This window comes from Mesorhizobium sp. Root157, from assembly GCF_001427385.1.
GTDB lineage: Bacteria > Pseudomonadota > Alphaproteobacteria > Rhizobiales > Rhizobiaceae > Mesorhizobium.
In genome coordinates this window covers 137,925-164,530 of sequence record NZ_LMGJ01000037.1, presented here as the reverse complement: position 1 = coordinate 164,530, position 26,606 = coordinate 137,925, and the positions used below count along the sequence as shown (strand labels likewise).

Here is a 26,606-nt window from a genome sequence, read left to right as displayed (position 1 = left end):
CGTCATGCGACCAATCCGGCACCGACGCTTCCCCTCGATACCCGGTGCGCACCGAGTTTCCCGCAGAAGCGATGGCACGGATTATGGAAGAGGTTGAGAGGGCGTGGACAAGGACGGTGAGAGGTTTTTGCGGAAAGTTAATGGGAACAACGGGTTGACCGGATGGTGGGGCGGCAGGTGGACGGATCGATCCTCTTTTGTGCATTGTCGCCCGGTCGGCATCGTTGACAGGCCACCGCACCGTCACGGAGATCCCGGACAGTCCTTTCCCGCTCCGCTCGAAAGAGAATTCCGGGATGACAAAGCGGAGAGGTTGCGCTCCCTTGGCCGCATTACGCTGTTTTACGTTTGCCGCCCCGCTCCGGTTACCCGAGCCACACTGCTCAGAGAGCGCTCAAGCTTCCAGCACGACGCAGTTTCAAGTCTGCTTACTCCGCCGCAATCTCGGTGGCGTAGGTCGACTGGTAGCGCGCGCGCTGGCGGTTCAAGGCTACCATGGTGTTGCGCAGCAGGATCGCCACCGTAATGGGGCCGACACCGCCTGGAACCGGCGTGATCCATGATGCCACTTGCCTGACGCTCTCGGTATCGACATCGCCGACAATGCGGCTTTTGCCGTCCGGGCCGATCTCGGCGTTGATGCCGATATCGATGACGGCGGCACCGGGCTTGACCATGTCGGCCTTGATCAGCCGCGGCTTGCCGACGGCGACGAACAGCGCGTCGGCTCGGCGCGCGTGGGCTGCGACCGAGCGCGTCATGTGGTGGCAGACGGTGACGGTGGCGCCTTCGCTCATCAGCAGGAAGGCGATCGGCTTGCCGACGATCTCGGAATGGCCGACGATCACCACTTCGAGCCCCTTGAGGTCGAGGCCGGTTTCCTTCAGCAGTTCGACCGAGGCGGCGGCCGTGCACGGCGCAAGATCGAGTTCGTTGTAGACGATGTTGCCGATCGAGGCCGGGTGCATGCCCTCGACATCCTTGAGCGGATGGATCGCCGCCTGCAACGCCTTGATGGGGATATGGGCGGGCACCGGCCGCTGGATGATGATGCCGGTGACGCGCGGATCGGCGTTCATGCCGTGGATCGCGGCTTCCAGTTCGGCGGCGGTGAGGTCGGCGGGGAAATTTCTCTCCTCGAAGTCGATACCCGCCAACTCTGCCTTGGCGCGCTGGTTGCGCACGTAGACGCCGACCGCGGCGACATCGCCGACGGTGATCGACACCAGCTTGGGCGGAAAGCCGTCGGCTGCGGCGGCCTCGGCCTGCTCGCGCACCGAGGCAATGATGCGCTGGGCGACCGGGCCGCCCTTCAGGTAGCGCGTATCATCGGAGACGGACATTTGGTGTTTCCTGTGTGGAAAATGGTTTGCATACGGAGATAGCCGACAATTCCGCCGAGAGCAACGTGAAAGCGGCTTGCGGCGGTATTTGCGGCCATGGCCGAACGTGGTCGTCGGGAGGGAAACAAAAAGGGCAGCGCGGCGTTGCCGACTGCCCTTCCTGCGACCGGTCATGTCCCCACACGACCCGTCCCCCGTTGTTGCGGAGCGTTCTACATCACGACGACCGTTGTGCCAACCGGTACGCGTTCATAGAGGTCAACGACATCTTCGTTGCGCATGCGGATGCAACCCGACGAGACGGCCCCGCCGATGGTCCAGGGCTGGTTGGTGCCGTGGATGCGATAGAGCGTCGAACCGAGATAGAGCGCGCGGGCGCCGAGCGGGTTTTCGATACCGCCGGCAAGATGGGTCGGAAGATAGCGGCCCTTGGCCTTTTCGCGCGATATCATCTCGGCGGGCGGATACCAGTCCGGCCATTCGCGTTTTTGCGACACCTTGTGGGTGCCGGCCCATTCGAAGCCCGGCTTGCCGGTGCCGACGCCGTAGCGCCGCGCCTTGCCGTTCTTCTCGACGAGATAAAGGAAGTTGTCGCGCGTATCGATGACGATGGTGCCGGGCTTTTGCGGCCCGTCATAGGCGACCTGCTGCGGCAGGTAGATCGGGTTGATCTCACGGCGCACGGCGCGCTTCTGCGGCTTGGGCACGGCGGCGGTGCGGAGTTGCCTGTCCGGTTGAACCTGGACATGCGCCGGCGCCTGGACAGCGCGCTTCTGCCGGATTTTCGGCGTACGCTTCAGCGGGCGGATCGCGCCTGGCTGCTGGCCAAGCTGCATGACCCAGGGCGCGGACAGATCGGGACTGACCATGACCGGCGGGCGCTCGGCGTAACGGTCGCTGGCCAGGGATGGCGATACCGCCAGGGCCAGGGCGCTCGCGGCGCCGAACAGGGAGGCGAAAAGTCGTTTCATCAGGGTGTGCTCTCAACTCGATCGGCTTGGCCGGGCGGAAACACCCGATCCGGCCATGGCGCGATGTTGGCTGCGAGCTGCAACCGAAACGTGAATCGGAATGCATAAAATGCGGTTTTGTCAGTAAAGCTTTTGGTATGGTTATCGGCGCGTTCAGGAATCTGGTAAAGCGCCGGTAAAAGGCGACGCGAAACAGGTTAACGGGCACATTCCATGGACCAGACGACAGGCTTGATCACCGGCCCGGACGGCGTCGAGCGGTGCTTCTGGCACGGCAATCTGCCGGACTATCTGCACTATCACGACCATGAATGGGGCCGGCCGGTGGCCAACGACACCAGGCTGTTCGAAAAGATCTGCCTGGAAGGCTTCCAGTCGGGCCTGTCGTGGCTGACCATTTTGAGGAAGCGCGACAATTTCCGCGAAGCCTTTGCCGGTTTCGACATCGACCGCGTCGCGCGCTTCGGCGACAGCGATGTCGAGCGGCTGGTCGGCAATGCCGGCATCATCCGCCATCGCGGCAAGATCGTTTCCACCATCAACAACGCCAAGCGCGCCCGCGAAATGGCCGACGAGGCAGGCTCGCTTGCCGCCTGGTTCTGGAAATTCGAACCCGGACCCCTGGAACGGCCGGAAGTGGTCGACCTCGCCCATCTGAGAGCCAACCCGACCACCGCCGTCTCGGTGCGCATTTCCAAGGAATTGAAGAAGCGCGGCTGGAGCTTCGTCGGCCCGACCACCGTCTATGCCTTCATGCAGGCGATGGGATTGGTCAACGACCATCTCGAAGGCTGCGCGTGCCGGGCCGAGGTGGAGGCCGAGCGCCAGCGCTTCAAGCGGCCCGGCTGACGGCTTACGGGCAAAGGCAAGGCGTGCGATCCTCGCCGCCCAAACCCTTGCCGCCCAAACCCTTGCCGCATTGGGCGGCATCGGTTAGGACAGCCGCGTCGCGGAGCCGGTAATTTTACCGCCGCGCCATGTCCTGAACCGCCGAGTACCCAATCCATGGCCGAACGATCGGAAAAGATGAAAGCGCGGCTGCCGCGCGGGCTTGCTGACCGCAGCGCGGAAGACATCCGCGCCGTCGAAAAGATGACGGCCAAGATCCGCGAAGTCTACGAGCTTTACGGCTTCGAGCCGGCCGACCAGCCGCTGATCGAATACACCGATGCGCTGGGCAAATTCCTGCCCGACCAGGACCGGCCGAACGAGGGCGTGTTCTCCTTCCAGGACGACGACGAGCAATGGCTGTCCCTGCGCTACGATCTGACCGCGCCGATGGCCCGCTTCGTGGCGGAGAACTACGAGCGGCTGCCGAAGCCGTTCCGCAGCTATCGCTCCGGCTGGGTGTTCCGCAACGAGAAGCCGGGGCCGGGACGCTTTCGCCAGTTCATGCAGTTCGACGCCGATACGGTCGGCACGCCGGGTGTCGCGGCGGACGCCGAAATGGCGATGATGATGGCCGACGTGATGGAAGCGCTGGGCATCAAGCGCGGCGACTACGTCATCCGCGTGAACAACCGCAAGGTGCTGGACGGTGTGCTCGAGGCGATCGGCCTTGGCGGCGACGAAAATGCCGGACGGCGGCTGACCGTGCTGCGCGCCATCGACAAGCTGGACAAGCTGGGTGTTGAGGGTGTCCGTCTCTTGCTGGGTGCCGGCAGATGGGACGGTGGCAAGGAAGGCGAAGGCGATTTCACGAAGGGTGCAGGTCTCGACGAGCAGCAGATTGCAATAGTCGGGGGCATAAAGCGACTGCTTGACTATCCATGGTCGAAACCGTTTTCCGTCGCTGCATACAAGCGGTACTTTCGAATGTGGGTTCCGCTGCGTAATTTGCCTGAACTCGTTGACATTGCATTGGACGAGCTTGATCAGATCAGAAGACTGGTGCGCTCCGCGGGCTATGGTCCTGACCGCATCCGCATCGACCCCTCCGTCGTGCGTGGCCTCGAATATTACACCGGCCCGGTCTACGAGGCCGAACTGCTGGCCGAGATTCCTAACGAGGATGGAAAAATCGTGCGCTTCGGCTCGGTCGGCGGCGGCGGGCGCTATGACGGGCTGGTGTCGCGCTTTCGCGGCGAGCCGGTGCCGGCGACAGGCTTTTCCATCGGCGTCTCGCGCCTGATGACGGCGCTGAAGAACCTCGGCAAGCTCGACACGTCCGACGTGATCCAGCCGGTGGTGGTTCTGGTCATGGACAAGGACACGGAAAGCCTTGGCCGCTACCAGAAGATGGTGGCGGAGTTGCGCAAGGCCGGTATCCGCTCCGAAATGTATCTCGGCGGCGCCGGCATGAAGGCGCAGCTCAAATATGCCGACCGCCGCGGCTGTCCGGTGGCGATTATCCAGGGCGGCGACGAGCGCGCCAAGGGCGAGGTGCAGATCAAGGATCTGATCGAAGGCGCGCGGCAGGCGAAGGCGATTGCCGACCATGCCGACTACAAGGAGGCGCGGCCGGGGCAGGTGACGGTCGCCGAGGCCGATCTGGTGGCGGAAGTCCGCAAGGTGCTCGACGCGCAGGCCGAGGACCGCAAGCGCACGTCATGACCTCGCGCCCAGCCATCGCCATCGACATCGCCAAGCTGTTTGCCGAGCGCGGGGCGCTGCCGGTCGACGTGCCGGTGCTGCAGCCGGCCGATCCGTTTCTCGACATGGCCGGCGAGGATTTGCGCCGCCGCATTTTCCTCACCGAAAGCGAGACCGGCCACACGCTTTGCCTGCGCCCGGAATTCACCATTCCGGTGTGCCTCGACCACATCGCCTCGCAGGCCGGCACACCGCGCCGCTATGCCTATCTGGGCGAAGTGTTCCGTCAGCGCCGCGAAGGCGCCAACGAATTCTTCCAGGCCGGTATCGAGGACCTCGGCGACCGCGATACGGCGCGCGCCGACGCCCGTTCGGTAGCGGACGCGCATGCGCTGATCTCGCTGGCGTTGCCCGGCCGGGCGCTGACCGTCACGCTCGGCGACCAGGCGGTGTTCGAGGCGGTGCTGGCGGCGCTTGGCCTGCCACGCGGCTGGCGCATGCGGCTGGCGCGCGCCTTCGGCTCGGATGCGATGCTGGAAACAGCCCTTGCCGACCTTGCCAATCCGCCGCGCAACGGCCAGCTCGACGGTGCCGTTGCGCTGCTCGCCGCCGATGGCGATGGCGAGGGGCTTGCCACCCATATCGCAACCGAAATGGAGCAAGCGGGCCTGTCGGCGTCGGCTGGCCGCACGCCCGCCGACATCGCACGCCGGCTGATCGAAAAGGTGCAGTTGCGCAGCGTGCGCCTGTCGGACGACGCGTTTGCCGCGCTGAAAAGCTTCCTCGCCATCGACGCGCCGTTGGCCGGAGCGGCGTCCGCGCTGGAAAAATTCGCTGCGGACGCCCACCTGTCGCTCGGCGAGGCGCTGGAAAAATTCGCCGCCCGCGCCGATGCGATCGCCGCGCACGGACTGGGTGCCGACACGGTTCGCTACGATGCCGCCTTCGGCCGTCCGCTCGACTACTACACCGGTCTCGTGTTCGAGATCGCGGCGACCGGCAATTCTCCACGGGTGCTGGCCGGTGGCGGCCGCTATGACCGGCTGCTGACGCTGCTCGGCGCCAAGACGCCGATCCCCGGCGTCGGCTTCTCGGTCTGGCTAGACCGGATCGAAGCGCTGCGGGAGGCCCTTTCATGAGCATTACCGTCGCCCTGCCTTCCAAGGGCCGCCTGAAGGAACAGACGCTGGACGTGCTGGCCAAGGCCGGGCTTGCTGTGAGCCTGCCCAGCGACGAGCGCAAGTACCACGCCCATGTCGAAGGCCGCGAAGACATCGAGGTGGCCTTCCTGTCGGCTTCCGAGATTGCCGGCGAAATCGGCCAGGGCGCGGTCGATCTCGGCGTCACCGGCGAGGACCTGGTGCGCGAAACCCTGACCGACTGGGAGCAGCGCGCCGAAATCGTGGCTCGCCTCGGCTTCGGCCATGCCGACGTCGTGGTCGCGGTGCCCGACGTCTGGCTGGACGTCGACAGCATGGCCGACCTTGACGATGTCGCCGCCGATTTCCGTCACCGTCACGGCCGGCGCCTGCGTATCGCGACCAAATACTGGCGCCTCACCCAGCAATTCTTTTCCGGCAAGCACGGCATCCAGGTCTACCGCATCGTGGAAAGCCTTGGCGCCACCGAAGGCGCGCCCGCCGCCGGGTCGGCCGACGTCATCGTCGACATCACCTCGACCGGATCGACGCTGCGCGCCAATCGGCTGAAGGTGCTTGCCGACGGCGTGGTGCTGCGCTCGCAGGCTTGCCTGGTGGCCTCGCGCAAGGAGCGCGGCGCGAAGGCCGAAGCGCTTGTCGCCGAAATCGCGGCCAAGGTGCGCACGGCAACCGGCGGTTAGACTGGCGTTCCACCGAAACCCGCTGTAAATCCTCGGCAATGATCAATTCGCTTAGCTCGCCCGACCTGCAGCAGAGCAACCGGCTGCGCCTCAACACGCTGATCCGCTTGCGCTGGCTGGCCATTTTCGGCCAAAGCACCGCGGTTCTCGTCGTCGCCTACTGGCTGCAATACCCGTTGCCGGTCGGCATGTGCTTCGCGCTGATCGCCGGGTCGGCCTGGATGAACCTTTGGCTGGCCTTCCGCTATCCGGCGGCGCACCGGCTAAGCCCGCTGGCCGCCCTGGGCATCCTTGCCTTCGACAGCCTGCAACTTGCCGGCCTGCTCTACATGACGGGCGGCCTGACCAACCCGTTCTCACTTTTGATGACGGTGCCGGTCGTCATTTCGGCAACGTCGCTGCCGCTCAGGCTCACCGCGGTGCTGGGCGTCCTGGTGATGGCTGCCGCGACGCTGCTGGCCTTCTTCCACCGCCCGCTGCCATGGATCGAAAACGCGCCGCTGGTGATGCCGTTCGTCTACGTTGCCGGCATGTGGATGGCGCTTTTGTCGTCGATCGCCTTTACCGCCATCTATGCCTTCCGCGTGGCCGAGGAAGCGCGGCTTCTTGCCAATGCATTGGCCGCGACCGAACTGGTGCTGCAACGCGAGCAGCATCTTTCGGCGCTGGACGGGCTGGCGGCGGCGGCGGCGCACGAGCTTGGCACGCCGCTGGCCACCATCACGCTGGTGGCCAAGGAAATGGAAAAGGTGCTCGGCAAGGACCCGAAGCACCATGACGACGTCACCTTGCTGCGCACGCAAAGCGAGCGTTGCCGCGAAATCCTCAAGCGGCTGACCAGCCTGTCTTCGGAGGGCGAGCCGCAGCTTGCGCGCCTGCCCTTGACATCGCTGGTCGAGGAGGTGATCGCGCCGCATCGCGATTTCGGCATTTCGATCAAGCTCAAGCCGGGCGAGCGTATCGGGCCGGAGCCGGTCGGGCGGCGCAATCCGGGCGTCATCTACGGTCTCGGCAACCTGGTCGAAAACGCCGTCGATTTCGCCCATACCAGCGTCAGCGTGAGCTGGAACTGGGACGATGCCTCGATCCTTCTCGCCATCACCGATGACGGCCCGGGCTTCCCGGTGGAAGTCATCGACCGCATCGGCGAACCCTACATGTCGACGCGCCAGGGGGCCGAGCCGGGCGGCGGGCTCGGGCTTGGCCTTTTCATCGCCAAGACGCTGCTGGAACGCTCGGGGGCCAGCATCGTCTTCCGCAATTCCAGCGGCCCCGGCGAAGGCGCCGTGGTGCAGGTGAAATGGCCGCGCAGCATGTTCGTCTACGCCGACAATGTGGCTGGCACGTCGTTCGCCACGGTGTAGAGTCAGGGTCCGGAGTTGGACAGCGGCGCTCAACACCTGTATTTGCGCGTGAAAGTTATTTTCTTGCACGACAACGGTTTCTTGCACGACAACGGATTGGGAACTGACAGATCATGACCGGCGAAGAAGTCACTGGCAGCATGGTAACGGGCGACGACACTTCACTGCTGATCGTCGACGACGACAAGCCATTCCTCACCCGGCTGGCGCGCGCCATGGAAACGCGCGGCTTTGTCGTCGATACCGCCGATAGCGTCGAGGAAGCGGTGGGCAAGGCCCGCGCCAACCCGCCGGCCTATGCGGTGGTCGACATGCGGCTCGGCGACGGCAACGGCCTCGACGTGGTCGCCGCCATCCGCGAAAAGCGCGAGGATGCGCGCACCGTCATCCTGACCGGCTATGGCAATATCGCCACCGCCGTGACCGCGGTGAAGCTCGGCGCCATCGACTATCTGTCCAAGCCGGCGGACGCCGACGACGTGTTCGCAGCACTGACCCGCACGTCCGGCGAACGCGCCGCACCGCCGGAAAACCCGATGTCGGCCGACCGCGTGCGCTGGGAACATATCCAGCGCGTCTACGAGATGTGCGAGCGCAACGTCTCGGAAACCGCGCGCCGGCTCAACATGCATCGGCGCACCTTGCAGCGCATCCTGGCCAAGCGCGCGCCAAGGTAGCGAACTAAGCGAGTAGCGAGTAGCGAGTAGCGAGTAGCGACTAGGATTTCCCTATTCGCTCTCGCCCTCAAGCGCCGGCACCGCCACGCCGGCAAGTTCCGCCGCCAGAAGGCGGGCAGCACCGGCGCGGGCGATGCGCAGCATCAACGCCTTGCGGGTTGGTGCCGCCATGCGATGCTCCGGCGCTTCTCGCATGATCTCCGCGCCATAGCCGTCCGAGAAAATGAAACCGCATTCCTGCGGAAAAATATCCGCCGGCACGCCGGGGTGGGTGGCGAAGAAGAAGCGGTCGCAATGCAGCCGATAGTCCGGCCATTTGCGGTCGACGCGGAAATCCTCGATCGACGACTTGATCTCGATGATCCAGATGTCGCCCTGCCGCGTCAGCGCGACCAGATCGGCGCGGCGGCCGGTGGCCAGCGAAAGCTCCGGCAGCACATGCGCGCCGAGATTGGTGAGCAGGCGCTGGACGCCGCGCCGGACCAGAAGCGCGCGCTCCGACTGGCGGCCGTCAGCGAGAGGGTTGTGGGCAAGTGGGGAAACGATCGGCATGACACGCACCATGCCAGAGTTTGTTCACGTTTTGAACCCGGCGTCTGGAAAATCCGAAACGGCTGCAATTATTGTGCGGCGGCGCTCTCCCCCGCCATTTCCTCGAGGATCGGGCAGTCGGGGCGCTCATCGCCGTGGCAGGCGTGGACGAGCTTCTGCAAGGTGGCGCGCATCGATTGCAGTTCGCGGATCTTGTCCTCGATCGCCCGGACATGATCGGAGGCGATCTGGCGGACATCGGCGCTGGCGCGCGAACGATCCTGGTAGAGCGCCATCAACTGCCGGCAGACTTCGATGGAAAAGCCGAGGTCGCGGGCGCGCTTGAGGAACGCCAGACGATGGACGTCGTCGCCGGAATAGGCGCGGTAGCCGTTGCCGGCGCGCTGCGGGGCGATCAGGCCGATCTCCTCATAGTAGCGGATGGTCTTGGCGGGGAGCCCGGCGCGGCGGGCGGCATCACCGACATTCATTCGACAAACCTCCAACTGCCTTGCCGCTTGCGAAATTGCGGTCATTGATTTTGCTTCACATTATCGTGAAGCCTGTTGCGCAAATGCCGCAGTCTGCAACTTACGCGGCGGCGATGCCTACCATATAAGCAGCGCCTGCTTGGCAAGCAAAAAAATAGCCAGCAAGAATATGCCGCAGAAATCGAGGCCGATTCGGCCAGATAGTTTCGGGCGGGGGCAACGGTTTTACATGCGGGTGAAAGCTTTCCTTCTTGCCGCGGCGCTGGCGACCGCACTCAGCGGTTGCAGCACCATCGGCTCGATGCCGATCTTCTCCAGCAATTACGGTTCGGTGACGGACGCCGGCTATACGCTGCCGCGCATCCCGATCGAGAAGGTCAAGCGGGAATACCATCGGCAGATCGTCAACTACGACACCAAGGAAAAGCCCGGCACCGTCGTCGTCGACACCAGCAAGAAGTTCCTCTACCTCGTCATGGCTGACGGCAAGGCGATGCGCTACGGCATCGGCGTCGGCCGCGAAGGCTTCGAATGGCGCGGGACGGCCCGCATCGCCATCAAGCGCGAATGGCCGACCTGGACGCCGCCCGCCGCCATGATCAAGCGCCAGCCCGAACTGGCCAAATATGCCGGCGGCATGGAGCCGGGGCTGAAGAACCCGCTCGGTGCCCGTGCGCTTTATCTTTTCAACAAGGGTGGCGATTCAGGCTACCGGCTGCACGGCACGCCGGAGTGGAACTCCATCGGCAAGGCGATGTCGTCGGGCTGCATCCGGCTGATGAACCAGGACATCATCGACCTCTACAACCGCGTCGACAACGGCGCCAAGGTCATCGTGATGTAACAAGCATTGCATGCGGACCGTCCAGGCAACACGGACGTCCCAAACAGGAAACCGGGCCTTGCAGCCCGGTTTTTTGTTGCGCTATCGAGGAGGCTGGGCGTGGCGCCTCGTCAGGAAACCTGCTCGACCTGCTGGACTTCCGGCACGAAGTGCCTGAGCAGGTTCTGGATGCCGTGCTTCAGCGTCGCGGTGGAAGACGGGCAGCCGGCGCACGACCCCTTCATGTGCAAGAAGACGGTGCCGTTCTCGAAGCCGCGGAAGGTGATGTCGCCGCCGTCCTGGGCAACGGCCGGGCGCACGCGGGTGTCGAGCAGTTCCTTGATGGTCAAGACGAGTTCCTCGTCGGCCTTGTCGTAGAACTCTTCCGTCTCGCTGGTTTCGGCTGCCGGCGCCGAACTGCTCATGACCGGCTGACTGGACATGAAGTGTTCCATGATCGTGCCGAGGATGGCCGGCTTGAGATGCTGCCACTCGGGACCATCCTTGGTCACGGTGATGAAATCGTAGCCGAAGAACACGCCGGTGACGCCCGGAATGTCGAACAGGCGTCCGGCCAGCGGCGAAGCTTCGCGAGCGCTGTCGGCATCGCGGAAATCGGCGGTGCCTTCACGCAGCACTTCCTTGCCCGGCAGGAACTTCAAGGTCGCCGGATTGGGGGTCGCCTCGGTCTGGATGAACATGGCCGTCTCCATGGCCGCATGCGGCCGTTCAGATTGGAATAATTCTAAATAGACCTCCCGCCTGGCTTATTCAAGCGATAAGGCGGATGGGAAAGAGCTGGCTGCGAAAACTGGCGCTGGCTGGCTGGCGTGTTCTAGGGCCTGCCCGGCAAAAGGGAAAGAGGTTTGCGCCGGCGATCCCGGCGGACGGTAACCGCATCCTATGCGAGGCTTTCGATGTCCTCGTCCGACAGGATCTGCGGAATGACGGTGACGGGGATGGGGAACGCCGCGCCCTTGCCGACGACGGATGCCACCAGCGGACCGGGGCCTTCCTTTCCCGACCCGGCGGCCAGAACGAGGATCGAAATGTCCTGGTCCTCCTCGATCAGCTTGTGGATTTCCTCCACCTTCTTGCCTTCGCGCACCACCAGTTCCGGCTCGATGCCGAATTTCTGGCGCACCTTGCTGGCGTAGCCGTCGAGGGCTGCATTCGCGGTGGCGGCCGCCTCCTCGCGCATGATCTTTTCCACGCCCAGCCAGTGCTGGAAGTCGTCGGGCTCGATGACGTAGAGCAGCACCAGCACGCCGTTGGTGACCTTCATGCGCATCGAGGCGTAGAACACGGCCCGTTCGCATTCGGGCGTGTCGTCGATGACGGCCAGGAACTTGCGGCGGTGACCCGCTTCGCGGCTGAGACGTTTGGAAACCATGGTGCGCTGTACGACTCGTGGCGTTGAACCGGCGCAATCTGCCACCGGCGGCAGCCGGCGACAAGCCGGTGATTTCCCAGGTCCTGACCTAGCCTCTGAGTTCCCGCCGCAGGATCTTGCCGACCGGGGTTTTCGGCAATTCGGTGCGGAACTCGATATATTTCGGCCGCTTGTAGCCGGTCAAATTGACCTTGCAATAGGCGATAAGCGTCTCGACGGTGAGGTCGGGGTCCTTCCTGACAACGAACAGCTTCGGTACCTCGCCCGAATGTTCGTCGGGCACGCCGATGGCGGCGACCTCAAGCACGCCGGGATGCTGGGCGACGACCTCCTCCAGTTCGTTCGGATAGACGTTGAAGCCGGAGACGAGGATCATGTCCTTCTTGCGGTCGACGATCTTGGTGAAGCCGGCTTCGTCCATGAAGCCCATGTCGCCCGACTTGAAGAAGCCGTCCCTGGTCATCACCTTGGCGGTCTCGTCGGGCCGGTTCCAGTAGCCGGCCATGACCTGCGGCCCCTTGATGCAGATCTCGCCGACTTCGCCGAGCGGCAGGTTGCCGCCCTCGTCGTCGCGGATGGCGATCTCGGTCGAAGGAATGGGCAGGCCGATGGTGCCGGTGAAGTCCGGCGAACTGCACTTGTTGGCGGTCGCCACCGGCGAGGTTTCGGACAGGCCGTAGCCTTCGGTGATGTGGTTGCCGGTCAGCGCCTTCCAGCGGTCGGCGACGCCCTTCTGCACGGCCATGCCGCCGCCGAGACTGAGCGTCAGCGACTTGAAGTCGAGCTTGCGGAAGTCCTCGTTGTTGAGCAGCGCATTGAACAGCGTGTTGAGGCCGGGGAAGATGTGGAAGGAATATTTGCGCAGTTCCTTGGCGAAGCCCGGAATGTCGCGCGGATTGGGGATCAGGATGTTGTGGGCGCCCTGCTGCATGCCCATCAGCGCGTTCACCGTCAGCGCGAAGATGTGATAGAGCGGCAGCGCGCAGATATAGGTGAGATGAGCCGGCTTCGGCTTGACCGTATAGGCGTCCTCCACCCACAGCGCCAGTTGCGCGACGTTGGCCAGAACGTTGCGGTGAAGCAGCGTCGCGCCCTTGGAGACGCCGGTGGTGCCGCCGGTATATTGCAGGAAGGCGATGTCGTCCGGCGACACCTCGACCGGCGTGAAGGCAAGGCCGTTGCCGGCCTTCAGCGCAGCATTGAACTTGACGTGACCGGGCAGCGACCAGGCCGGGACCAGCTTCTTGACGCGACGCACGACGATGTTGACCAGCGCGCCTTTCAAACCGCCGAGCATTTCGCCCATCGAGGCAACGATGACATGCTTGACAGGGGTCTTGCCGATGGCGGCCTGCAGGGTTGCGGCGAAATTCTCCAGGATGACGATGGCCTCGGCGCCGGAATCCTTCAATTGGTGTTCAAGCTCGCGCGGCGTGTAGAGTGGGTTGACGTTGACGACGACATAGCCGGCGCGCAGGCAGGCCATCATGGCGACGGGATATTGCAGGACGTTGGGCATCATCAGCGCGACGCGCGCGCCTTTGCGCAAACCCGTGGATTGCAAATAGGCGGCGAAGGCAGATGACAGGCGCTCGAGTTCGGCAAAGCTCACCGTCTTGTCCATGCAGGTGAAAGCCGGATTGCCGGCGAACTCCTTGCAGGCGGTGACTAGGAGATCGCCGATCGAGGCCGACGGCATCGGGCCGATCTCGGCCGGCATGTTCTTCGGGTAGCTGGCGAGCCAGGGTTTCTGCGGCAACCCGGCTGCCAGCCGGGTGATGGCCTTCGGCAGCGGCTTGTCGGCTGCGGGCTTTTTGGGCGCCTGTTTCGCGGGTGCCGGCCTGGCGGCGGATGGCTTGGCAGATGAAGATTGGGCAGATGATGATTTGCGGCTTGCCGCAGCCGGCTTCGCCGCAGCCTTCGGCGTGGGCTTGCCGGCGCCGGCATTCGGCGCGGGCTTCGCGGCAGCTTTTGCCGGAGCCTTGGCCGCGGGCTTGATCGCAGCCGGCTTCTTGTCCGTGCTCGCGCTGTCGTTTTTCTGCTGAGCCGCTTTGCCTTTCGCCGGCCCCGTCCTGCTTGCCTTGACCAATACTGCCTCCCCTGGTTTCGCGTCACCGGTGGCGTCGCGGCCCGCTCGCTGCCAGCCGGCGGGAGTGCCACGCTTGCACTGTATTGCGACAGTTCCGGACCTTGCAAGCCGTGCCCTAAGGGCAGGCGTAGCGGAAACGCCGGACGCCGGCGTCGAAACGACCGCCAGCGGCCCGACGCCGGCGATGGACATCGGATGCGGCTTATCGCGTCGGTCATACCCGGTCGCTGCAGCCTATCTTGCCATTCCTTTTGTTGCGCGACATCGACGATCTGGGGAATTTTGTTCCGGTTCCGCAAGGGCAGGCAGGCAGGGAGTTCCAAAGCCGGAAAAACGGTGCTTATATGCGCGCTTCACGAGCCTGGTTAGGGGGCTTGGAAGAACATCAGGGAGTGCTCAATGAAAATCAAACTGACCTTTGCGGCAGCGTTGCTCGCCGCAACAGTTATGTCCGGCGTGGCCAATGCAAAGACGTTCGTGTATTGCTCCGAGGGATCGCCCGAGGGCTTCGACCCCGGCCTCTACACGGCGGGCACGACCTTCGACGCGGCTGCGCACACCGTCTACAATCGCCTGCTCGAGTTCGAACCCGGCACGACGAACCCGGTTGCCGGCCTGGCGGAAAGCTGGACGATCTCGGACGACGGCCTTGAATACACCTTCAAGATCAGACCCGGCGTCAAGTTCCAGACCACCGAATTCTTCACGCCGACGCGCGAACTGAACGCCGACGACGTCATTTTCTCCTTCGAGCGCCAGCTCAAGAAGGACAATCCCTGGAACCAGTACGTCGCCGGCGCCTCATGGGAATATTTCAACGGCATGGGCATGCCTGAACTGATCAAGTCGATCGAGAAAGTCGACGACCTGACGGTGAAGATTTCGCTCAACAAGCCGGAAGCCCCCTTCCTTGCCAACCTGGCGATGCCCTTCATCTCGATCATGTCGAAGGAATATGCCGACAAGCTCGACGCTGACGGCAAGAAGGAACAGCTCAACCAGATGCCGCTCGGCACCGGGCCGTACCAGTTCGTCGGCTACCAGCAGGACGCCGTCATCCGCTACAAGGCCAATGCCGACTATTGGGGCGGCAAGCAGAAGATCGACGACCTGGTGTTCGCCATCACCACGGACGCGGCCGTGCGCTACCAGAAGCTGAAGGCCGGCGAATGCCACCTGATGCCGTATCCGAACTCGGCCGACGTCGAGGCGATGAAGGCTGATCCGAACCTCAAGGTGATGGAGCAGGAGGGCCTCAACGTCGCCTATCTCGCCTACAACACCACGCAGGCGCCGTTCGACAAGGTCGAGGTGCGCAAGGCGCTGAACATGGCCATCAACAAGCAGGCCATTGTCGACGCGGTGTTCCAGGGTGCGGCAACGCCGGCCAAGAACCCGATCCCGCCGACGATGTGGTCGTATGACAACGCCGTCCAGGACGACGCGTACGATCCCGAAGCCGCCAAGAAGATGCTCGAGGACGCCGGCGTCAAGGACCTGTCGATGAAGGTGTGGGCGATGCCGGTTTCGCGTCCCTACATGCTGAACGCGCGCCGCGCCGCCGAACTGATCCAGTCGGACTTCGAGAAGATCGGCGTCAAGGTCGAGGTGGTGTCCTATGAATGGGCCGAGTATCTCGAGCGCTCGAAGGCCAAGGACCGCGACGGCGCGGTGATCCTCGGCTGGACCGGCGACAACGGCGATCCGGACAACTTCCTCCACACCCTGCTCGGCTGCGATGCGGTCGGCGGCAACAACCGCGCGCAGTGGTGCAACGAGGAGTTCAACAAGCTGGTTCTGGACGCGAAGGCGACTTCCGACCAGGCCGAGCGCACCAAGCTCTACGAACAGGCGCAGGTCGTGTTCAAGCGCGAAGCCCCGTGGGCAACGCTCGACCACTCGCTGTCGGTCGTGCCGATGCGCAAGGAAGTCCAGGGCTTCGTTCAGAGCCCGCTCGGCGACTTCGCTTTCGAAGGTGTCGACCTGGCCGAGTAATTTGGGCCTCTCGACCGATGCAATACCGGCCGGGGGCGCTTGCACAACAAGCGCCCCTGCCTCGTATTTGTGCTATCTTGCCGCCCATGGCGGAACACCCATCGAAATCATCAAAGGTCTGAAATGCTCCGGTTCCTGCTGGGGCGGCTAGCCGTCCTGATCCCCACATTCATCGGGGTCTCGATCATCGCGTTTTCCTTCATCAGGCTTCTGCCCGGAGATCCGGTCGCACTGCTTGCCGGCGAACGCGTGATGTCGCCTGAACGCCATGCCGAGATTTCCCATACGCTCGGCTTCGATCGCCCCTTGCCGATCCAGTACCTCGATTATCTGGGCGGCGTGCTGACGGGGGATTTCGGCACCTCGATCGTCACCAAGAAACCGATCATCGACCAGTTCTTCGCGCTGTTCCCGGCAACCGTCGAACTGTCGCTCTGCGCCATCATCATTGCCGTTCTTGTCGGCATTCCCGCCGGCATTTTCGCGGCGATCAAGCGCGGCTCGTTCTTCGACCAGTCGATCATGGGGGCGGCGCTGGTCGGCTATTCGATGCCGATCTTCTGGTGGGGGCTGCTTTTGATCATCCTGTTTGCCGGCATCCTGCAGTGGACGCCGGTGTCGGGCCGCATCTCGCTGATGTATTTCTTCCCGCCGGTCACCGGTTTCATGCTGATCGACTCGCTGCTTTCGGGCCAGGCGGGCGCCTTCAAATCCGCCGTCAGCCACCTGATCCTGCCTTCGGTGGTGCTGAGCACCATTCCGCTGGCGGTGATCGCGCGCCAGACGCGCTCGGCCATGCTCGAAGTGCTTGGCGAGGATTATGTCAGGACGGCCCGCGCCAAGGGGCTGTCGCCCTGGCGGGTCATCGGCATCCACGCCTTGCGCAATGCCATGATCCCCGTCATCACCACGATCGGGCTGCAGGTCGGCGTGCTGATGGCCGGCGCCATCCTGACGGAAACGATCTTTTCCTGGCCAGGCATCGGCAAATGGATGGTCGATTCGGTTTTCCGGCGCGACTACGCCGTCATCCAGGGCGGGCTGCTGCTGATCGCCGGCATCATCATGCTGGTCAATCTCGGCGTCGACCTGCTCTACGGCCTCATCAACCCGCGCATCCGGCTTTGAGGAGCGAGGCCATGACCGATACGACCATTGCCCCTTCCGTCAACATCGACAGTTCCCGGCGCGCGCGCCTGGCCGAGTTCTGGTACTATTTCTCCGAGAACCGCGGCGCCGTCATCGGCCTGTGGGTGTTCATCCTGACCATCGTGCTGGCGCTGCTCGCACCGATGCTTGCGCCGCACGCGCCCAGCGCCCAATACCGCGACGCCGTGCTTTTGCCGCCGTTCTGGGAGGCGGGCGGCAGGGCCGCCTTTTTCCTCGGCACCGACGCGGTGGGCCGCGACATGCTTTCGCGCCTGCTCTACGGCACGCGCTATTCGCTGTTCATCGGTATCTTCGTGACCACCATCGCGCTGACCGGCGGCATCGTCGTCGGCGTCATTGCCGGCTACTACCGCGGCTGGGTCGACACGGTGATCATGCGCGTCATGGACATCATCCTGGCCTTCCCGTCGCTGCTTCTTGCGCTGGTGCTCGTCGCCGTGCTCGGCCCGGGGCTGACCAATGCGATGATCGCCATCGCGCTCGTCCTGCAGCCGCATTTCGTGCGCCTGACGCGCGCGGCGGTGATGTCGGAAAAGAACCGCGAATATGTGACGGCGGCGCGGGTGGCCGGCGCCAGCCCGTTCCGGCTGATGTTCGTGACCATCCTGCCCAATTGCATGGGTCCGCTCATCGTCCAGGCAACGCTGTCATTCTCCAACGCCATTCTCGATGCCGCGGCCCTCGGCTTCCTCGGCATGGGCGCCCAGCCGCCGACGCCCGAATGGGGCACGATGCTGGCCGAGGCGCGCGAATTCATTTTGCGCGCCTGGTGGGTGGTGACCTTCCCGGGCGTGGCCATCCTGATCACGGTGCTCGCCATCAACCTGATCGGCGACGGCCTGCGCGACGCCCTCGACCCGAAGCTGAAGAGGTCGTGACCATGCCGCTTCTCGACATCAAGAACCTTACGGTGTCCTTCGACACATCGACCGGCCCGTTCATGGCGGTCAAGGGCATCGACCTGTCAATCGAGCCGCGCGAAGTGCTGGCCATCGTCGGCGAATCCGGTTCGGGCAAGTCCGTGTCGATGCTGGCGGTGATGGGGCTTTTGCCGGCTTCCGCCACCGTCAAGGCCGACCGCATGGCCTTCGACGGCATCGACCTGCTCGGCCTCGACCCGGCGCACCGCCGCAAGATCGTCGGCAAGGAAATCTCGATGATCTTCCAGGAGCCGGTGGCGAGCCTAAACCCGTGCTTCACCGTCGGCTTCCAGATCGAGGAAGTGCTGCGCTTCCACCTGGGTCTCGACCGCGCCAAGCGGCGGGCCCGCGCCATCGAGCTGTTGTCGCTGGTCGGCATCGCCGAGCCGGAGGAACGGCTCGGCTCCTACCCGCACCAGATGTCGGGAGGGCAATGCCAGCGGGTGATGATCGCCATCGCCATTGCCTGCAACCCCAAGCTCCTCATCGCCGACGAGCCTACCACGGCGCTCGACGTGACCATCCAGAAGCAGATTCTCGACCTGCTGGTCAGCCTGCAGGCCGAATACGGCATGGGGCTGATCATGATCACCCACAATATGGGCGTGGTGGCCGAGACCGCCGACCGGGTCATCGTCCAGTACCAGGGTTCCAAGATGGAAGAGGCCGAAGTTTTGGCGTTGTTCGAAAATCCGAAAAGCAACTACACGCGCGCCCTGCTTTCGGCGCTGCCCGACAACGCCACCGGCGACCGCCTTCCGACCGTCTCCGACATGTTGTTCGAACCTGCGCCTGGAGCCTGACGATGAGTGCCGTTGTCGAAGGAAAAAACATCAAGCGCGACTACCAGGTTAGCGGCGGGCTGTTCCGCCCCGCACGCACGGTTCATGCGGTGAAGGGCGTTTCGTTCCGCGTCGAGCAGGGCAAGACGCTGGCCATCGTCGGCGAAAGCGGCTGCGGCAAGTCCACGCTGGCGCGCATCATCACGCTGATCGACCCGGCTACGGCAGGCGAGCTTTACATCGACGGGCAGAAGATCGACATCGCCAAGGACGGCACGTCGAAGGAAATGCGCCGCAAGATGCAGATCGTGTTCCAGAACCCGTATGGGTCGCTGAACCCGCGCCAGAAGATCGGCGACATACTGGGCGAGCCCTTGCTCATCAACACCGACAAGCCGGCCGAGGAGCGGCGCGACCTTGCCCATGCAATGCTGAAGAAGGTCGGCCTCGGCTCGGAGCATTTCAACCGCTATCCGCACATGTTCTCGGGCGGCCAGCGCCAGCGCATCGCCATTGCACGCGCGCTGATGCTGAACCCCCGCCTTCTGGTGCTGGACGAGCCGGTGTCGGCGCTCGACCTTTCGGTGCAGGCGCAGGTGCTCAACCTGCTTGCCGACCTGCAGGACGAATTCGAGCTTACCTATGTCTTCATCAGCCACGATTTGTCGGTGGTGCGCTACATCGCCGACGAGGTGATGGTGATGTATTTCGGCGAGGCGGTGGAATATGGCTCGCGCGACGCGGTGTTCTCCGATCCGCAGCACAGCTACACCAGGACGCTTTTCGCGGCGACGCCCCGCGCCGACGTGGCCAGCATCAAGGCAAGGCTGGCGAAGAAGCAGGCCGCCTGAAGCCTCTCACCACCATTTGACGTCGATGGTACCGCCGGCTGCGTTGCCGTCGCATTTTTCATAGGTGCCGGACAGGCCATCGGGGCGCTGCGAGGCGAGCGTGTATTCGCAGCCGATCACGGTGTTGTTGCCCGCCTTGATGGCCTCGACCTCCTTGAAGAACAGGGAGGTATCGGAATAGCGGCCGCGGATCAGGTGCTGCGATTTCATCGTCGTCCATTCGATCGCGGCTTCGAACTGGAAATCGGCACCCAGCCTGACATCGGTGACCCGGAACGGCCAGCGGGCGGTGCCGTCGGAGGCAGTGCCGTCGAAACCGCCGGCATCGAGATGGGCCTTGATGGTTGCGGCAGCCGGTGCGGGGGCAACTGGGGCAGCAGTGGATTCGCGGGCTTCCAGCTTCTTTTCGAGTTCGCCGATACGCGCTTCGAGACGGTCGATGCGGGCAGGATCGGAGCCGAACTGGGTCTTGGCCAAAACTTCGTGCAACTGGGCGATCTGGCCGCGCAGGTTCTGGATCTCGCCCTTGGCGGCCTCGAAATCGGTGACGTATTTGGCGATGCCGTAGCTTATTCCCAACACGCCGGCGCCGGTCAGGATCAGCGCGCTCGCCTTTCCGAAGATGTTATCCGCCACCGCTGCCCCCGATACGATGCCAAGCCGGCGGCAGGAAATCAGAAAGCGGCGCTAGCGGCAACGTAGATTTCGGCCAGCCGCTCGATGCCGGCCCGGTCGTCGTCGTCGAAACGGCCCGGCGTCGGGCTGTCGAGGTCGAGCACGCCGAAGATTTCGCCGCCGCGGGCAAGCGGCACGACCAGTTCGGAGCGCGAATCGGGGTCGCAGAAGATGTGGTTTTCGACGGCAGCGACATCCTCGACCACGATCGAGCGGCGCTCGGCAACCGCACTGCCGCACACGCCACGGCCGACGGCGATTCGAACGCAGGCAGGCTTGCCCTGGAACGGGCCGACGACCAGTTCGTCGGGCGAGCGCAGGAAATAGAAACCGGCCCAGTTCACGTCCGGCATCGCCTGGAACAGCAGCGCCGAGGTGTTGGCGGCGTTGGCGATGGCATCGCTCTCGCCGGTCAGCAGGCCCTCCAGTTGGGTCGCGAGTTCGCGATAAAATCGTGGCTTGTCGCTGGTGTCGATGGCGTGGGCTGCAAACATGGTTCTTCTCCGCCGAAGGATGAAGGCTCCGGCCTGACGCGGTGATACGCCCTTACCGGACGTTCGAACAAGAGGCAGACCGCACCGCCTCGAAACAGCGCGACGGAAGCCTCAGTTGACGCCCTTCGGCACATTTTCGGGCGGCACTCCGGTATCCTTGACCTTCTGGCGGTGGAAGATGAACAGACCGGCCAGAACGACGATGCCGGCGCCGACAAGAATACGGGGGCCGGGCACATCGCTGAAGAACAGCACGCCGAACACCACCGCCCACAAGAGCAGCGTGTAGTGCAACGGCGCCAGCGTCGAGGCGGGCGCGAGCTTCAAGGCCCGCGTGATCATCAAATGGGCAGCGCCGGAGACGACGCCGAGCAGGAGCATGGCACCGTAGTCGAATGCCGACGCCGGGTGCCAGTTGCCGATGGCCATCACTGCGGCGACAAGACCGGCGGCGACGGTCTGCCAGGTGACCAGCGTGGTGTCGCTGGTGCCGCGCAGGCTGCGGTTGAGGACGAGGCCGACAGCGAACGAAATGCTGCCGATCAGGGCAAACAGCGAGGACAGCGAGAACGCGGCCGATGACGGCTTCAACATGATGAGCACGCCGCAGAAGCCGATGGAAATCGCCGCCCAACGGCGCCAGCCGACCTTCTCGCCGAGCAGGAAATGCGACATGGCGGCGACATAGATCGGACCGGCCATGTAGAAACTCATCACGTCGGCCAGCGGCAGATAGACGACGGCAGCATAGAACAGAACGGTGTCGAGCGTGGTGGCGACAACCCGCAGGATTTGCAGCCCGAGACGATCCATGTGGAACAGCTTAGCCGCGCCTTGATGGGCGATCATCGGGCCGAGGATGATGAAGGAGCCGATCGAGCGGACCAACACCACCTGGCCGACGGAAAAACTCGCCACCAGCCATTTGCCCATCGCGTCGTTGAGGGCGAACATGAAGTCGCCCGCCAGCATCAACAGGATGCCGGCAACGAGCATGTTGCGGATCGGAATTTTGGGCATCGACGGTGTCTCTGTGATCCTCCGCTCAACCGCCGGGGAAGGCCGGTTGCGGAAGTGCTTGCGGCCACGACCTAGCCGGATGGCGGCGTATTGGCGAGGAAATTCGATTGGGACAGGGCGTGCCTGAAACGGGCGGCTATTTTGCGGGCGGATGCACGACCACCGGCCTGTAGATGACCCTAGGCTCCCAGAACGGATCGCGGCGCAATTCGCGCATATCCGCGCGCCGGTCGAGTTCGATGCGCTGCAGGCATTCGGCGAAGGCGTCGTTGTTGCGCTCGAAACCGTAGGACCGGCATTTGGCCTCGTCGGCGGCACGCTGCTCCTCAGCCGTCATGCAGCCGGCAAGCGTGAGGGCAAGGGCAGCAATGGCGAGGGGGGCAAGCAGGCGCATTGTCGAGGGTCCGCGAGGGTTATGGGGTCGGATAAATTCAACGTGACGCAATGTTGGGGCAGGATCGTGGCGAGACCTATGCCGGGCGCGACGGTGGCACGTGGCGTCGGTTGACCATGGCCGGGCGGCCGGAGATGGCCAGTTTGGTCTCCCGCCTTTCACGCTCGGCCACGACCTTGCCGCGGGCGATGACGCAGAGCCGCTCAGGGCGCAGCCGAATCGCCTCGATCGGGTTTCCGGCATCGAGCACGACCAGGCTGGCGCGCTTGCCGACTTCAAGGCCGAGATGGCCCAGCCCCATGATGGCGGCGTTGACGTTGGTCACCATGTCGAAGCATTTCGCCATGTCGGCGGGCGACGACATCTGCGCCACATGCAGGCCCATGAAGGCGACGTCGAGCATGTCGGCGGTGCCCAGCGAATACCACGGGTCGAGCACGCAGTCCTGGCCCCAGCCGACGCGGATGCCCAGCGCTTGCATCTCCTTCACCCGCGTCAGGCCGCGGCGCTTGGGAAAACTGTCGTGGCGGCCTTGCAGCATGATGTTGATGAGCGGGTTGGGGATCACCGAGAGGTTAGCCTCGGCGATCAGCGGCAGCAGCTTGGAGACGTAGTAATTGTCCATGGAATGCATGGAGGTGAGGTGCGAACCGGTCACCCTGCCTTGCAGGCCAAGGCGCTGCGCTTCATAGGCCAGTTGCTCGACGTGGCGCGAATTGGGGTCGTCGGTTTCGTCACAATGCATATCGACCATCAGGCCGCGTGTGGCGGCGATCTCGCACAGTTCGGTGACGGAACGGGTGCCATCGGCCATGGTACGCTCGAAATGCGGAATACCGCCGACGATCTCGACACCCTTATCCAGAGCGCGAATGGTATTCGCGCGGGCTGTAGGCGAGCGGTAAAAACCGTCCTGCGGGAAGGCGACCAGTTGCAGGTCGATATAGGGCGCGACTTCTTGCTTGACCTCGAGCAGCGCTTCGACGGCGAGCAGCCGGTCGTCACAGACGTCGACATGGGTGCGGATGGCGAGCAGGCCCATCGACACCGCCCAGTCGCAATAGGCGAGCGCGCGCTGCTTGACCGCTTCGTGGGTGAGCAAGGGCTTCAACTCGCCCCACAGTTCAATGCCCTCCAGCAGCGTTCCCGACGCATTGATGCGCGGCAGGCCGTAGGACAGCGTCGCGTCCATATGGAAATGCGGATCGACGAAGGGCGGCGAAACGAGGTTGCCCGTGGCGTCGATCACCGTGCCGGTTTCGGCGTCGAGCTTCGGCTCGATTGCCGTGATGGTTTCACCCTTGATGCCGATATCGGCGACGCGACCGTCAGGCAGCGTGCCGCCGCGTACGATGAGGTCGAAGCCCATTTTCTAGCCCTTGGTTTAGGTCGGGAATCCATACCCCGAGATAGGGGCCGTAAACCCTATCACGAGCGCTTGCGGCCCGGCTGAGAAGACAGCGCGGGCCAGCGGCGTTCCTCTTACTCCGGCACGTAGCGCACCGCGCCCTTGTCGGCGCTGGTGGCGAAGGCCGCGTAGGCGCGCAGCGCCTGCGTGATCTTGCGCTTGCGCACTTCCGTGGGCTTCCAGCCCGCTGCATCCTGGGCTGCGCGGCGGCTGGCCAGTTCGGCTTCGTCGACGGCGAGGTTGATGGTGCGGTTGGGGATGTCGATCTCGATGATGTCGCCCTCGCGCACCAGCCCGATCAGGCCGCCCTCCTCGGCTTCCGGCGAAACGTGACCGATGGACAAGCCCGAGGTGCCGCCGGAAAAACGCCCGTCGGTCAGCAAGGCGCACACTTTCCCGAGGCCCTTCGACTTCAGGTAGCTGGTCGGATAGAGCATTTCCTGCATGCCGGGGCCGCCGCGCGGACCTTCATAGCGGATCACCACCACGTCGCCCGGCTTGATCTTGCCGTTGAGGATGGCGAGTACGCTGGAATCCTGGCTTTCGAAGACCCGGGCCGGGCCGGTGAATTTGAGGATCGATTCATCGACGCCAGCGGTTTTCACGATGCAGCCGTCGAGCGCGATGTTGCCCTTGAGCACGGCAAGCCCGCCGTCCTTGGAGAAGGGATGTTCGGCCGAGCGGATGACGCCTGTTTCGCGGTTCGTGTCGAGGTCATCCCAGCGACGGTCCTGACTGAAAGCTACCTGGGTCGGCACGCCGCCGGGGGCGGCGAGATAGAAGTCGCGCACTTTCTGGCTTGTCGTCGAGGAAATATCCCAATGCTCGATGGCCTGGCCGATGGTTGCCGTATGCACGGTGGGCAGGTCGCGGTTGATGAGGCCGGCGCGGTCGAGTTGGCCCAGAATGGCCATGATGCCGCCGGCGCGGTGCACGTCTTCCATGTGGACGTCGGACTTGGCCGGCGCCACCTTGCACAGGCAAGGAACGCGGCGCGACAGGGCGTCGATGTCGGCGAGGTCGAAATCGATCTCGCCTTCATGCGCCGCGGCAAGGATGTGCAGCACGGTGTTGGTGGAGCCGCCCATGGCGATGTCGAGGGTCATGGCATTTTCGAACGCACCCTTGGAGGCGATGGTGCGCGGCAGAGCGGTCTCGTCGTCCTGCTCGTAGTAGCGCTGGGCAAGATCGACGATCAGGTGGCCGGCTTCCACGAACAGGCGCTTGCGGTCGGCGTGGGTGGCGAGCGTCGAGCCGTTGCCGGGCAGAGACAGCCCGAGCGCCTCGGTCAGGCAGTTCATCGAATTGGCGGTGAACATGCCCGAGCACGAACCGCAGGTCGGGCAGGCCGAGCGCTCGATGGCCTGGACATCCTCGTCGGAGACGGCGTCGTCTGCCGCCGCCACCATGGCGTCGACCAGATCGAGCGCCTGGGTCTTGCCGGCGAGCACCACCTTGCCGGCCTCCATCGGGCCGCCGGAAACGAACACGGTCGGGATGTTGAGGCGCAGCGACGCCATCAGCATGCCGGGCGTGATCTTGTCGCAATTGGAGATGCAGACCATGGCGTCGGCGCAATGCGCGTTGACCATGTACTCGACCGAGTCGGCGATGATCTCGCGCGACGGCAGTGAATAGAGCATGCCGTCATGGCCCATGGCGATGCCGTCGTCGACCGCGATGGTGTTGAATTCCTTGGCGACGCCGCCCGCCTTCTCGATCTCGCGGGCGACAAGCTGGCCGAGGTCCTTCAGATGGACGTGGCCGGGCACGAACTGGGTAAAGGAGTTCACCACGGCAATGATCGGCTTGCCGAAATCGCCGTCCTTCATGCCGGTGGCGCGCCACAGGCCGCGCGCGCCGGCCATGTTGCGGCCATGGGTGGTCGTGCGTGAACGATAGGGAGGCATTCAAACTGTCCTTGGCTTTAGGGGGGCGTGCAGTCGCGCCGCTCCATCAAAATAGGTCGCAAGCGTTATACACGCCATCTTTTCCTGTTGCCACGCTTTTGCGCTGCGCCAGTTTAGGATCTGCGGCGCAGCCTGCCGGGCGATTTTTCAAGGCCGATGTCGGATGGAGCCTGACAGAGCCGTCTTTAAACCAACGGCGGCCAAGAACGCCGTCCGGCCAGACCGAGAAATTGTAGCCAACGCAGTTCACACCGAGGAGACGACGATGCAGAAAATCACACCGTGCCTGTGGTTCGACGGCCAGGCCGAAGAGGCGATGAATTTTTACGTCTCGATCTTCAGGAACGCCAAGGCGGGCCAGATCCTGCGCTGGGGCAAGGAGGCCCCGGAAAAGCAAGGCAGCGTGCTTCTGGTGACGTTCGAACTCGATGGACAGACGTTCCAGGCGCTGAACGGCGGTCCCGAGCACAAGTTCAACGAAGCGATCTCGCTGTCCATCGACTGCAAGTCGCAGGAGGAAGTCGATCACTACTGGAACGCATTGACCGCCGACGGCGGCAAGGAGGTCGCATGCAGCTGGCTGAAGGACAAGTTCGGCGTTTCATGGCAAGTGGTGCCGGACGTGCTTCCGAAGCTGCTGAACGATCCCGACAAGGCCAAAGCAGGCCGCGTGATGCAGGCGATGATGAAGATGGTCAAGATCGACGTCGCCAAGATCGAGGAAGCGGCGCGGGGGTAGAGCACCCCCCCAGGAAAGCCGGCCCCGGTTTTTGCCCGGAGTTGCGGCCCAGCCCTTCTCCCCAAAAAAAAGCGGCGGATTTCTCCGCCGCTTTTTCGTTTGCGTTTGCAGCGCCGTGCGTCCTTTCGGACGCACAAAGGACGCTCTGGCACTTTGTTTTAACATCGGATTTTCCGAAAACCGGTTTCCACTTT

26 protein-coding genes are annotated in these 26,606 nt (G+C 63.9%); 13 read left to right on the top strand and 13 right to left on the bottom strand.

Features of this window, described 5'->3' with window-relative positions:
• Positions 1 to 428: 428 nt before the first annotated feature.
• Entirely contained in the window at positions 429 to 1,343 is a 915-nt protein-coding gene (locus ASD64_RS19155) for a bifunctional 5,10-methylenetetrahydrofolate dehydrogenase/5,10-methenyltetrahydrofolate cyclohydrolase (protein ID WP_056108502.1), read from the bottom strand.
• Between the two features lie 212 nt (positions 1,344 to 1,555).
• Positions 1,556 to 2,314, bottom strand: coding sequence for a L,D-transpeptidase (locus tag ASD64_RS19150; RefSeq protein WP_056108499.1), 759 nt, complete (start codon positions 2,312 to 2,314; stop codon positions 1,556 to 1,558).
• 213 nt (positions 2,315 to 2,527) lie between these two features.
• Between ASD64_RS19150 and ASD64_RS19145 the strand changes: the two genes are divergently transcribed.
• The 6 genes from ASD64_RS19145 to ASD64_RS19120 all read left to right on the top strand — a co-directional run bounded on the left by ASD64_RS19145 (position 2,528) and on the right by ASD64_RS19120 (position 8,727).
• Positions 2,528 to 3,163, top strand: coding sequence for a DNA-3-methyladenine glycosylase I (locus ASD64_RS19145; protein ID WP_056108496.1), 636 nt, complete (start codon positions 2,528 to 2,530; stop codon positions 3,161 to 3,163).
• A gap of 156 nt (positions 3,164 to 3,319) precedes the next feature.
• Positions 3,320 to 4,867 carry a histidine--tRNA ligase gene (hisS, locus tag ASD64_RS19140; protein WP_056108493.1) on the top strand — a complete coding sequence of 516 codons (1,548 nt, stop codon included), beginning with the start codon at positions 3,320 to 3,322 and terminating at the stop codon, positions 4,865 to 4,867.
• Positions 4,864 to 5,985 (top strand): ATP phosphoribosyltransferase regulatory subunit, encoded by a 1,122-nt coding sequence (locus ASD64_RS19135; RefSeq protein WP_056108490.1) that lies wholly within the window; start codon positions 4,864 to 4,866, stop codon positions 5,983 to 5,985. The genes hisS and ASD64_RS19135 overlap by 4 nt, the downstream gene beginning before the upstream one ends.
• On the top strand, positions 5,982 to 6,686 hold the full coding sequence (gene hisG / locus ASD64_RS19130; RefSeq protein WP_056108486.1) for an ATP phosphoribosyltransferase: 705 nt from the start codon (positions 5,982 to 5,984) through the stop codon (positions 6,684 to 6,686). The genes ASD64_RS19135 and hisG overlap by 4 nt, the downstream gene beginning before the upstream one ends.
• Positions 6,687 to 6,724: 38 nt before the next feature.
• Complete coding sequence (locus ASD64_RS19125; RefSeq protein ID WP_056108484.1) at positions 6,725 to 8,050, top strand: ActS/PrrB/RegB family redox-sensitive histidine kinase; 1,326 nt, start codon at positions 6,725 to 6,727, stop codon at positions 8,048 to 8,050.
• 113 nt (positions 8,051 to 8,163) lie between these two features.
• On the top strand, positions 8,164 to 8,727 hold the full coding sequence (locus ASD64_RS19120; protein WP_056108481.1) for an ActR/PrrA/RegA family redox response regulator transcription factor: 564 nt from the start codon (positions 8,164 to 8,166) through the stop codon (positions 8,725 to 8,727).
• A gap of 51 nt (positions 8,728 to 8,778) precedes the next feature.
• Here ASD64_RS19120 and ASD64_RS19115 read toward each other — a convergent pair whose 3' ends face one another.
• Both ASD64_RS19115 and cueR read right to left on the bottom strand, forming a co-directional pair.
• Entirely contained in the window at positions 8,779 to 9,279 is a 501-nt protein-coding gene (locus ASD64_RS19115; RefSeq protein WP_162249093.1) for an MmcB family DNA repair protein, read from the bottom strand.
• 68 nt (positions 9,280 to 9,347) lie between these two features.
• Positions 9,348 to 9,749 (bottom strand): Cu(I)-responsive transcriptional regulator, encoded by a 402-nt coding sequence (gene cueR, locus ASD64_RS19110; RefSeq protein WP_056108475.1) that lies wholly within the window; start codon positions 9,747 to 9,749, stop codon positions 9,348 to 9,350.
• A 229-nt stretch (positions 9,750 to 9,978) separates the two neighbouring features.
• Between cueR and ASD64_RS19105 the strand changes: the two genes are divergently transcribed.
• Complete coding sequence (locus ASD64_RS19105) at positions 9,979 to 10,593, top strand: L,D-transpeptidase (protein WP_056108473.1); 615 nt, start codon at positions 9,979 to 9,981, stop codon at positions 10,591 to 10,593.
• A gap of 110 nt (positions 10,594 to 10,703) precedes the next feature.
• Here ASD64_RS19105 and ASD64_RS19100 read toward each other — a convergent pair whose 3' ends face one another.
• From ASD64_RS19100 to ASD64_RS19090, 3 genes are all read right to left on the bottom strand, one after another.
• A complete protein-coding gene (locus ASD64_RS19100) occupies positions 10,704 to 11,273 on the bottom strand; it encodes a NifU family protein (RefSeq protein WP_056108554.1) in 570 nt (189 codons plus the stop codon).
• Between the two features lie 200 nt (positions 11,274 to 11,473).
• Positions 11,474 to 11,965 carry a universal stress protein gene (locus tag ASD64_RS19095; protein WP_056108470.1) on the bottom strand — a complete coding sequence of 164 codons (492 nt, stop codon included), beginning with the start codon at positions 11,963 to 11,965 and terminating at the stop codon, positions 11,474 to 11,476.
• An 88-nt stretch (positions 11,966 to 12,053) separates the two neighbouring features.
• Positions 12,054 to 14,054 (bottom strand): long-chain-fatty-acid--CoA ligase, encoded by a 2,001-nt coding sequence (locus ASD64_RS19090; protein ID WP_056108551.1) that lies wholly within the window; start codon positions 14,052 to 14,054, stop codon positions 12,054 to 12,056.
• A gap of 399 nt (positions 14,055 to 14,453) precedes the next feature.
• On the opposite strand from ASD64_RS19090, the gene ASD64_RS19085 reads away from it, so the two are divergent.
• The 5 genes from ASD64_RS19085 to ASD64_RS19065 all read left to right on the top strand — a co-directional run bounded on the left by ASD64_RS19085 (position 14,454) and on the right by ASD64_RS19065 (position 19,772).
• The gene (locus ASD64_RS19085) at positions 14,454 to 16,049 is read left to right on the top strand and encodes an ABC transporter substrate-binding protein (RefSeq protein ID WP_056108467.1); all 1,596 of its coding nucleotides are present in this window, start codon (positions 14,454 to 14,456) and stop codon (positions 16,047 to 16,049) included.
• Positions 16,050 to 16,172: 123 nt separating this feature from the next.
• Complete coding sequence (locus ASD64_RS19080) at positions 16,173 to 17,177, top strand: ABC transporter permease subunit (RefSeq protein ID WP_056108465.1); 1,005 nt, start codon at positions 16,173 to 16,175, stop codon at positions 17,175 to 17,177.
• A gap of 11 nt (positions 17,178 to 17,188) precedes the next feature.
• Positions 17,189 to 18,097: an ABC transporter permease subunit gene (locus ASD64_RS19075; protein WP_056108462.1), complete on the top strand. Its 909-nt coding sequence runs from the start codon at positions 17,189 to 17,191 to the stop codon at positions 18,095 to 18,097.
• Between the two features lie 2 nt (positions 18,098 to 18,099).
• Complete coding sequence (locus ASD64_RS19070) at positions 18,100 to 18,942, top strand: ABC transporter ATP-binding protein (RefSeq protein WP_056108459.1); 843 nt, start codon at positions 18,100 to 18,102, stop codon at positions 18,940 to 18,942.
• A gap of 2 nt (positions 18,943 to 18,944) precedes the next feature.
• Positions 18,945 to 19,772, top strand: a complete 828-nt coding sequence (locus tag ASD64_RS19065; RefSeq protein ID WP_056108456.1) for a dipeptide ABC transporter ATP-binding protein — start codon at positions 18,945 to 18,947, stop codon at positions 19,770 to 19,772.
• 6 nt (positions 19,773 to 19,778) lie between these two features.
• Here ASD64_RS19065 and ASD64_RS19060 read toward each other — a convergent pair whose 3' ends face one another.
• The 6 genes from ASD64_RS19060 to ilvD form a co-directional block, all read right to left on the bottom strand.
• Positions 19,779 to 20,408: an ABC transporter C-terminal domain-containing protein gene (locus ASD64_RS19060; protein ID WP_056108453.1), complete on the bottom strand. Its 630-nt coding sequence runs from the start codon at positions 20,406 to 20,408 to the stop codon at positions 19,779 to 19,781.
• A gap of 38 nt (positions 20,409 to 20,446) precedes the next feature.
• Entirely contained in the window at positions 20,447 to 20,941 is a 495-nt protein-coding gene (locus tag ASD64_RS19055) for a GAF domain-containing protein (RefSeq protein WP_056108450.1), read from the bottom strand.
• 111 nt (positions 20,942 to 21,052) lie between these two features.
• The gene (locus ASD64_RS19050) at positions 21,053 to 21,961 is read right to left on the bottom strand and encodes a DMT family transporter (protein ID WP_056108449.1); all 909 of its coding nucleotides are present in this window, start codon (positions 21,959 to 21,961) and stop codon (positions 21,053 to 21,055) included.
• A 136-nt stretch (positions 21,962 to 22,097) separates the two neighbouring features.
• The gene (locus ASD64_RS19045; protein ID WP_056108446.1) at positions 22,098 to 22,355 is read right to left on the bottom strand and encodes a hypothetical protein; all 258 of its coding nucleotides are present in this window, start codon (positions 22,353 to 22,355) and stop codon (positions 22,098 to 22,100) included.
• 76 nt (positions 22,356 to 22,431) lie between these two features.
• Complete coding sequence (locus tag ASD64_RS19040; protein WP_056108443.1) at positions 22,432 to 23,724, bottom strand: amidohydrolase family protein; 1,293 nt, start codon at positions 23,722 to 23,724, stop codon at positions 22,432 to 22,434.
• A 113-nt stretch (positions 23,725 to 23,837) separates the two neighbouring features.
• A complete protein-coding gene (gene ilvD / locus ASD64_RS19035) occupies positions 23,838 to 25,673 on the bottom strand; it encodes a dihydroxy-acid dehydratase (RefSeq protein ID WP_056108441.1) in 1,836 nt (611 codons plus the stop codon).
• Between the two features lie 265 nt (positions 25,674 to 25,938).
• Here ilvD and ASD64_RS19030 point away from each other — a divergent pair, with 265 nt between their 5' ends.
• A complete protein-coding gene (locus tag ASD64_RS19030; RefSeq protein ID WP_056108437.1) occupies positions 25,939 to 26,412 on the top strand; it encodes a VOC family protein in 474 nt (157 codons plus the stop codon).
• Positions 26,413 to 26,606: the final 194 nt, after the last annotated feature.

Bases quoted from the DNA above. Each gene is read 5' to 3' on its own strand.
- ASD64_RS19155 (WP_056108502.1), bottom strand. From the start codon at position 1,343: ATGTCCGTCTCCGATGATACGCGCTACCTGAAGGGCGGCCCGGTCGCC.
- ASD64_RS19150 (WP_056108499.1), bottom strand. From the start codon at position 2,314: ATGAAACGACTTTTCGCCTCCCTGTTCGGCGCCGCGAGCGCCCTGGCC.
- ASD64_RS19145 (WP_056108496.1), top strand. From the start codon at position 2,528: ATGGACCAGACGACAGGCTTGATCACCGGCCCGGACGGCGTCGAGCGG.
- hisS (WP_056108493.1), top strand. From the start codon at position 3,320: ATGGCCGAACGATCGGAAAAGATGAAAGCGCGGCTGCCGCGCGGGCTT.
- ASD64_RS19135 (WP_056108490.1), top strand. From the start codon at position 4,864: ATGACCTCGCGCCCAGCCATCGCCATCGACATCGCCAAGCTGTTTGCC.
- hisG (WP_056108486.1), top strand. From the start codon at position 5,982: ATGAGCATTACCGTCGCCCTGCCTTCCAAGGGCCGCCTGAAGGAACAG.
- ASD64_RS19125 (WP_056108484.1), top strand. From the start codon at position 6,725: ATGATCAATTCGCTTAGCTCGCCCGACCTGCAGCAGAGCAACCGGCTG.
- ASD64_RS19120 (WP_056108481.1), top strand. From the start codon at position 8,164: ATGACCGGCGAAGAAGTCACTGGCAGCATGGTAACGGGCGACGACACT.
- ASD64_RS19115 (WP_162249093.1), bottom strand. From the start codon at position 9,279: ATGCCGATCGTTTCCCCACTTGCCCACAACCCTCTCGCTGACGGCCGC.
- cueR (WP_056108475.1), bottom strand. From the start codon at position 9,749: ATGAATGTCGGTGATGCCGCCCGCCGCGCCGGGCTCCCCGCCAAGACC.
- ASD64_RS19105 (WP_056108473.1), top strand. From the start codon at position 9,979: ATGCGGGTGAAAGCTTTCCTTCTTGCCGCGGCGCTGGCGACCGCACTC.
- ASD64_RS19100 (WP_056108554.1), bottom strand. From the start codon at position 11,273: ATGTTCATCCAGACCGAGGCGACCCCCAATCCGGCGACCTTGAAGTTC.
- ASD64_RS19095 (WP_056108470.1), bottom strand. From the start codon at position 11,965: ATGGTTTCCAAACGTCTCAGCCGCGAAGCGGGTCACCGCCGCAAGTTC.
- ASD64_RS19085 (WP_056108467.1), top strand. From the start codon at position 14,454: ATGAAAATCAAACTGACCTTTGCGGCAGCGTTGCTCGCCGCAACAGTT.
- ASD64_RS19080 (WP_056108465.1), top strand. From the start codon at position 16,173: ATGCTCCGGTTCCTGCTGGGGCGGCTAGCCGTCCTGATCCCCACATTC.
- ASD64_RS19075 (WP_056108462.1), top strand. From the start codon at position 17,189: ATGACCGATACGACCATTGCCCCTTCCGTCAACATCGACAGTTCCCGG.
- ASD64_RS19070 (WP_056108459.1), top strand. From the start codon at position 18,100: ATGCCGCTTCTCGACATCAAGAACCTTACGGTGTCCTTCGACACATCG.
- ASD64_RS19065 (WP_056108456.1), top strand. From the start codon at position 18,945: ATGAGTGCCGTTGTCGAAGGAAAAAACATCAAGCGCGACTACCAGGTT.
- ASD64_RS19055 (WP_056108450.1), bottom strand. From the start codon at position 20,941: ATGTTTGCAGCCCACGCCATCGACACCAGCGACAAGCCACGATTTTAT.
- ASD64_RS19050 (WP_056108449.1), bottom strand. From the start codon at position 21,961: ATGCCCAAAATTCCGATCCGCAACATGCTCGTTGCCGGCATCCTGTTG.
- ASD64_RS19045 (WP_056108446.1), bottom strand. From the start codon at position 22,355: ATGCGCCTGCTTGCCCCCCTCGCCATTGCTGCCCTTGCCCTCACGCTT.
- ASD64_RS19040 (WP_056108443.1), bottom strand. From the start codon at position 23,724: ATGGGCTTCGACCTCATCGTACGCGGCGGCACGCTGCCTGACGGTCGC.
- ilvD (WP_056108441.1), bottom strand. From the start codon at position 25,673: ATGCCTCCCTATCGTTCACGCACGACCACCCATGGCCGCAACATGGCC.
- ASD64_RS19030 (WP_056108437.1), top strand. From the start codon at position 25,939: ATGCAGAAAATCACACCGTGCCTGTGGTTCGACGGCCAGGCCGAAGAG.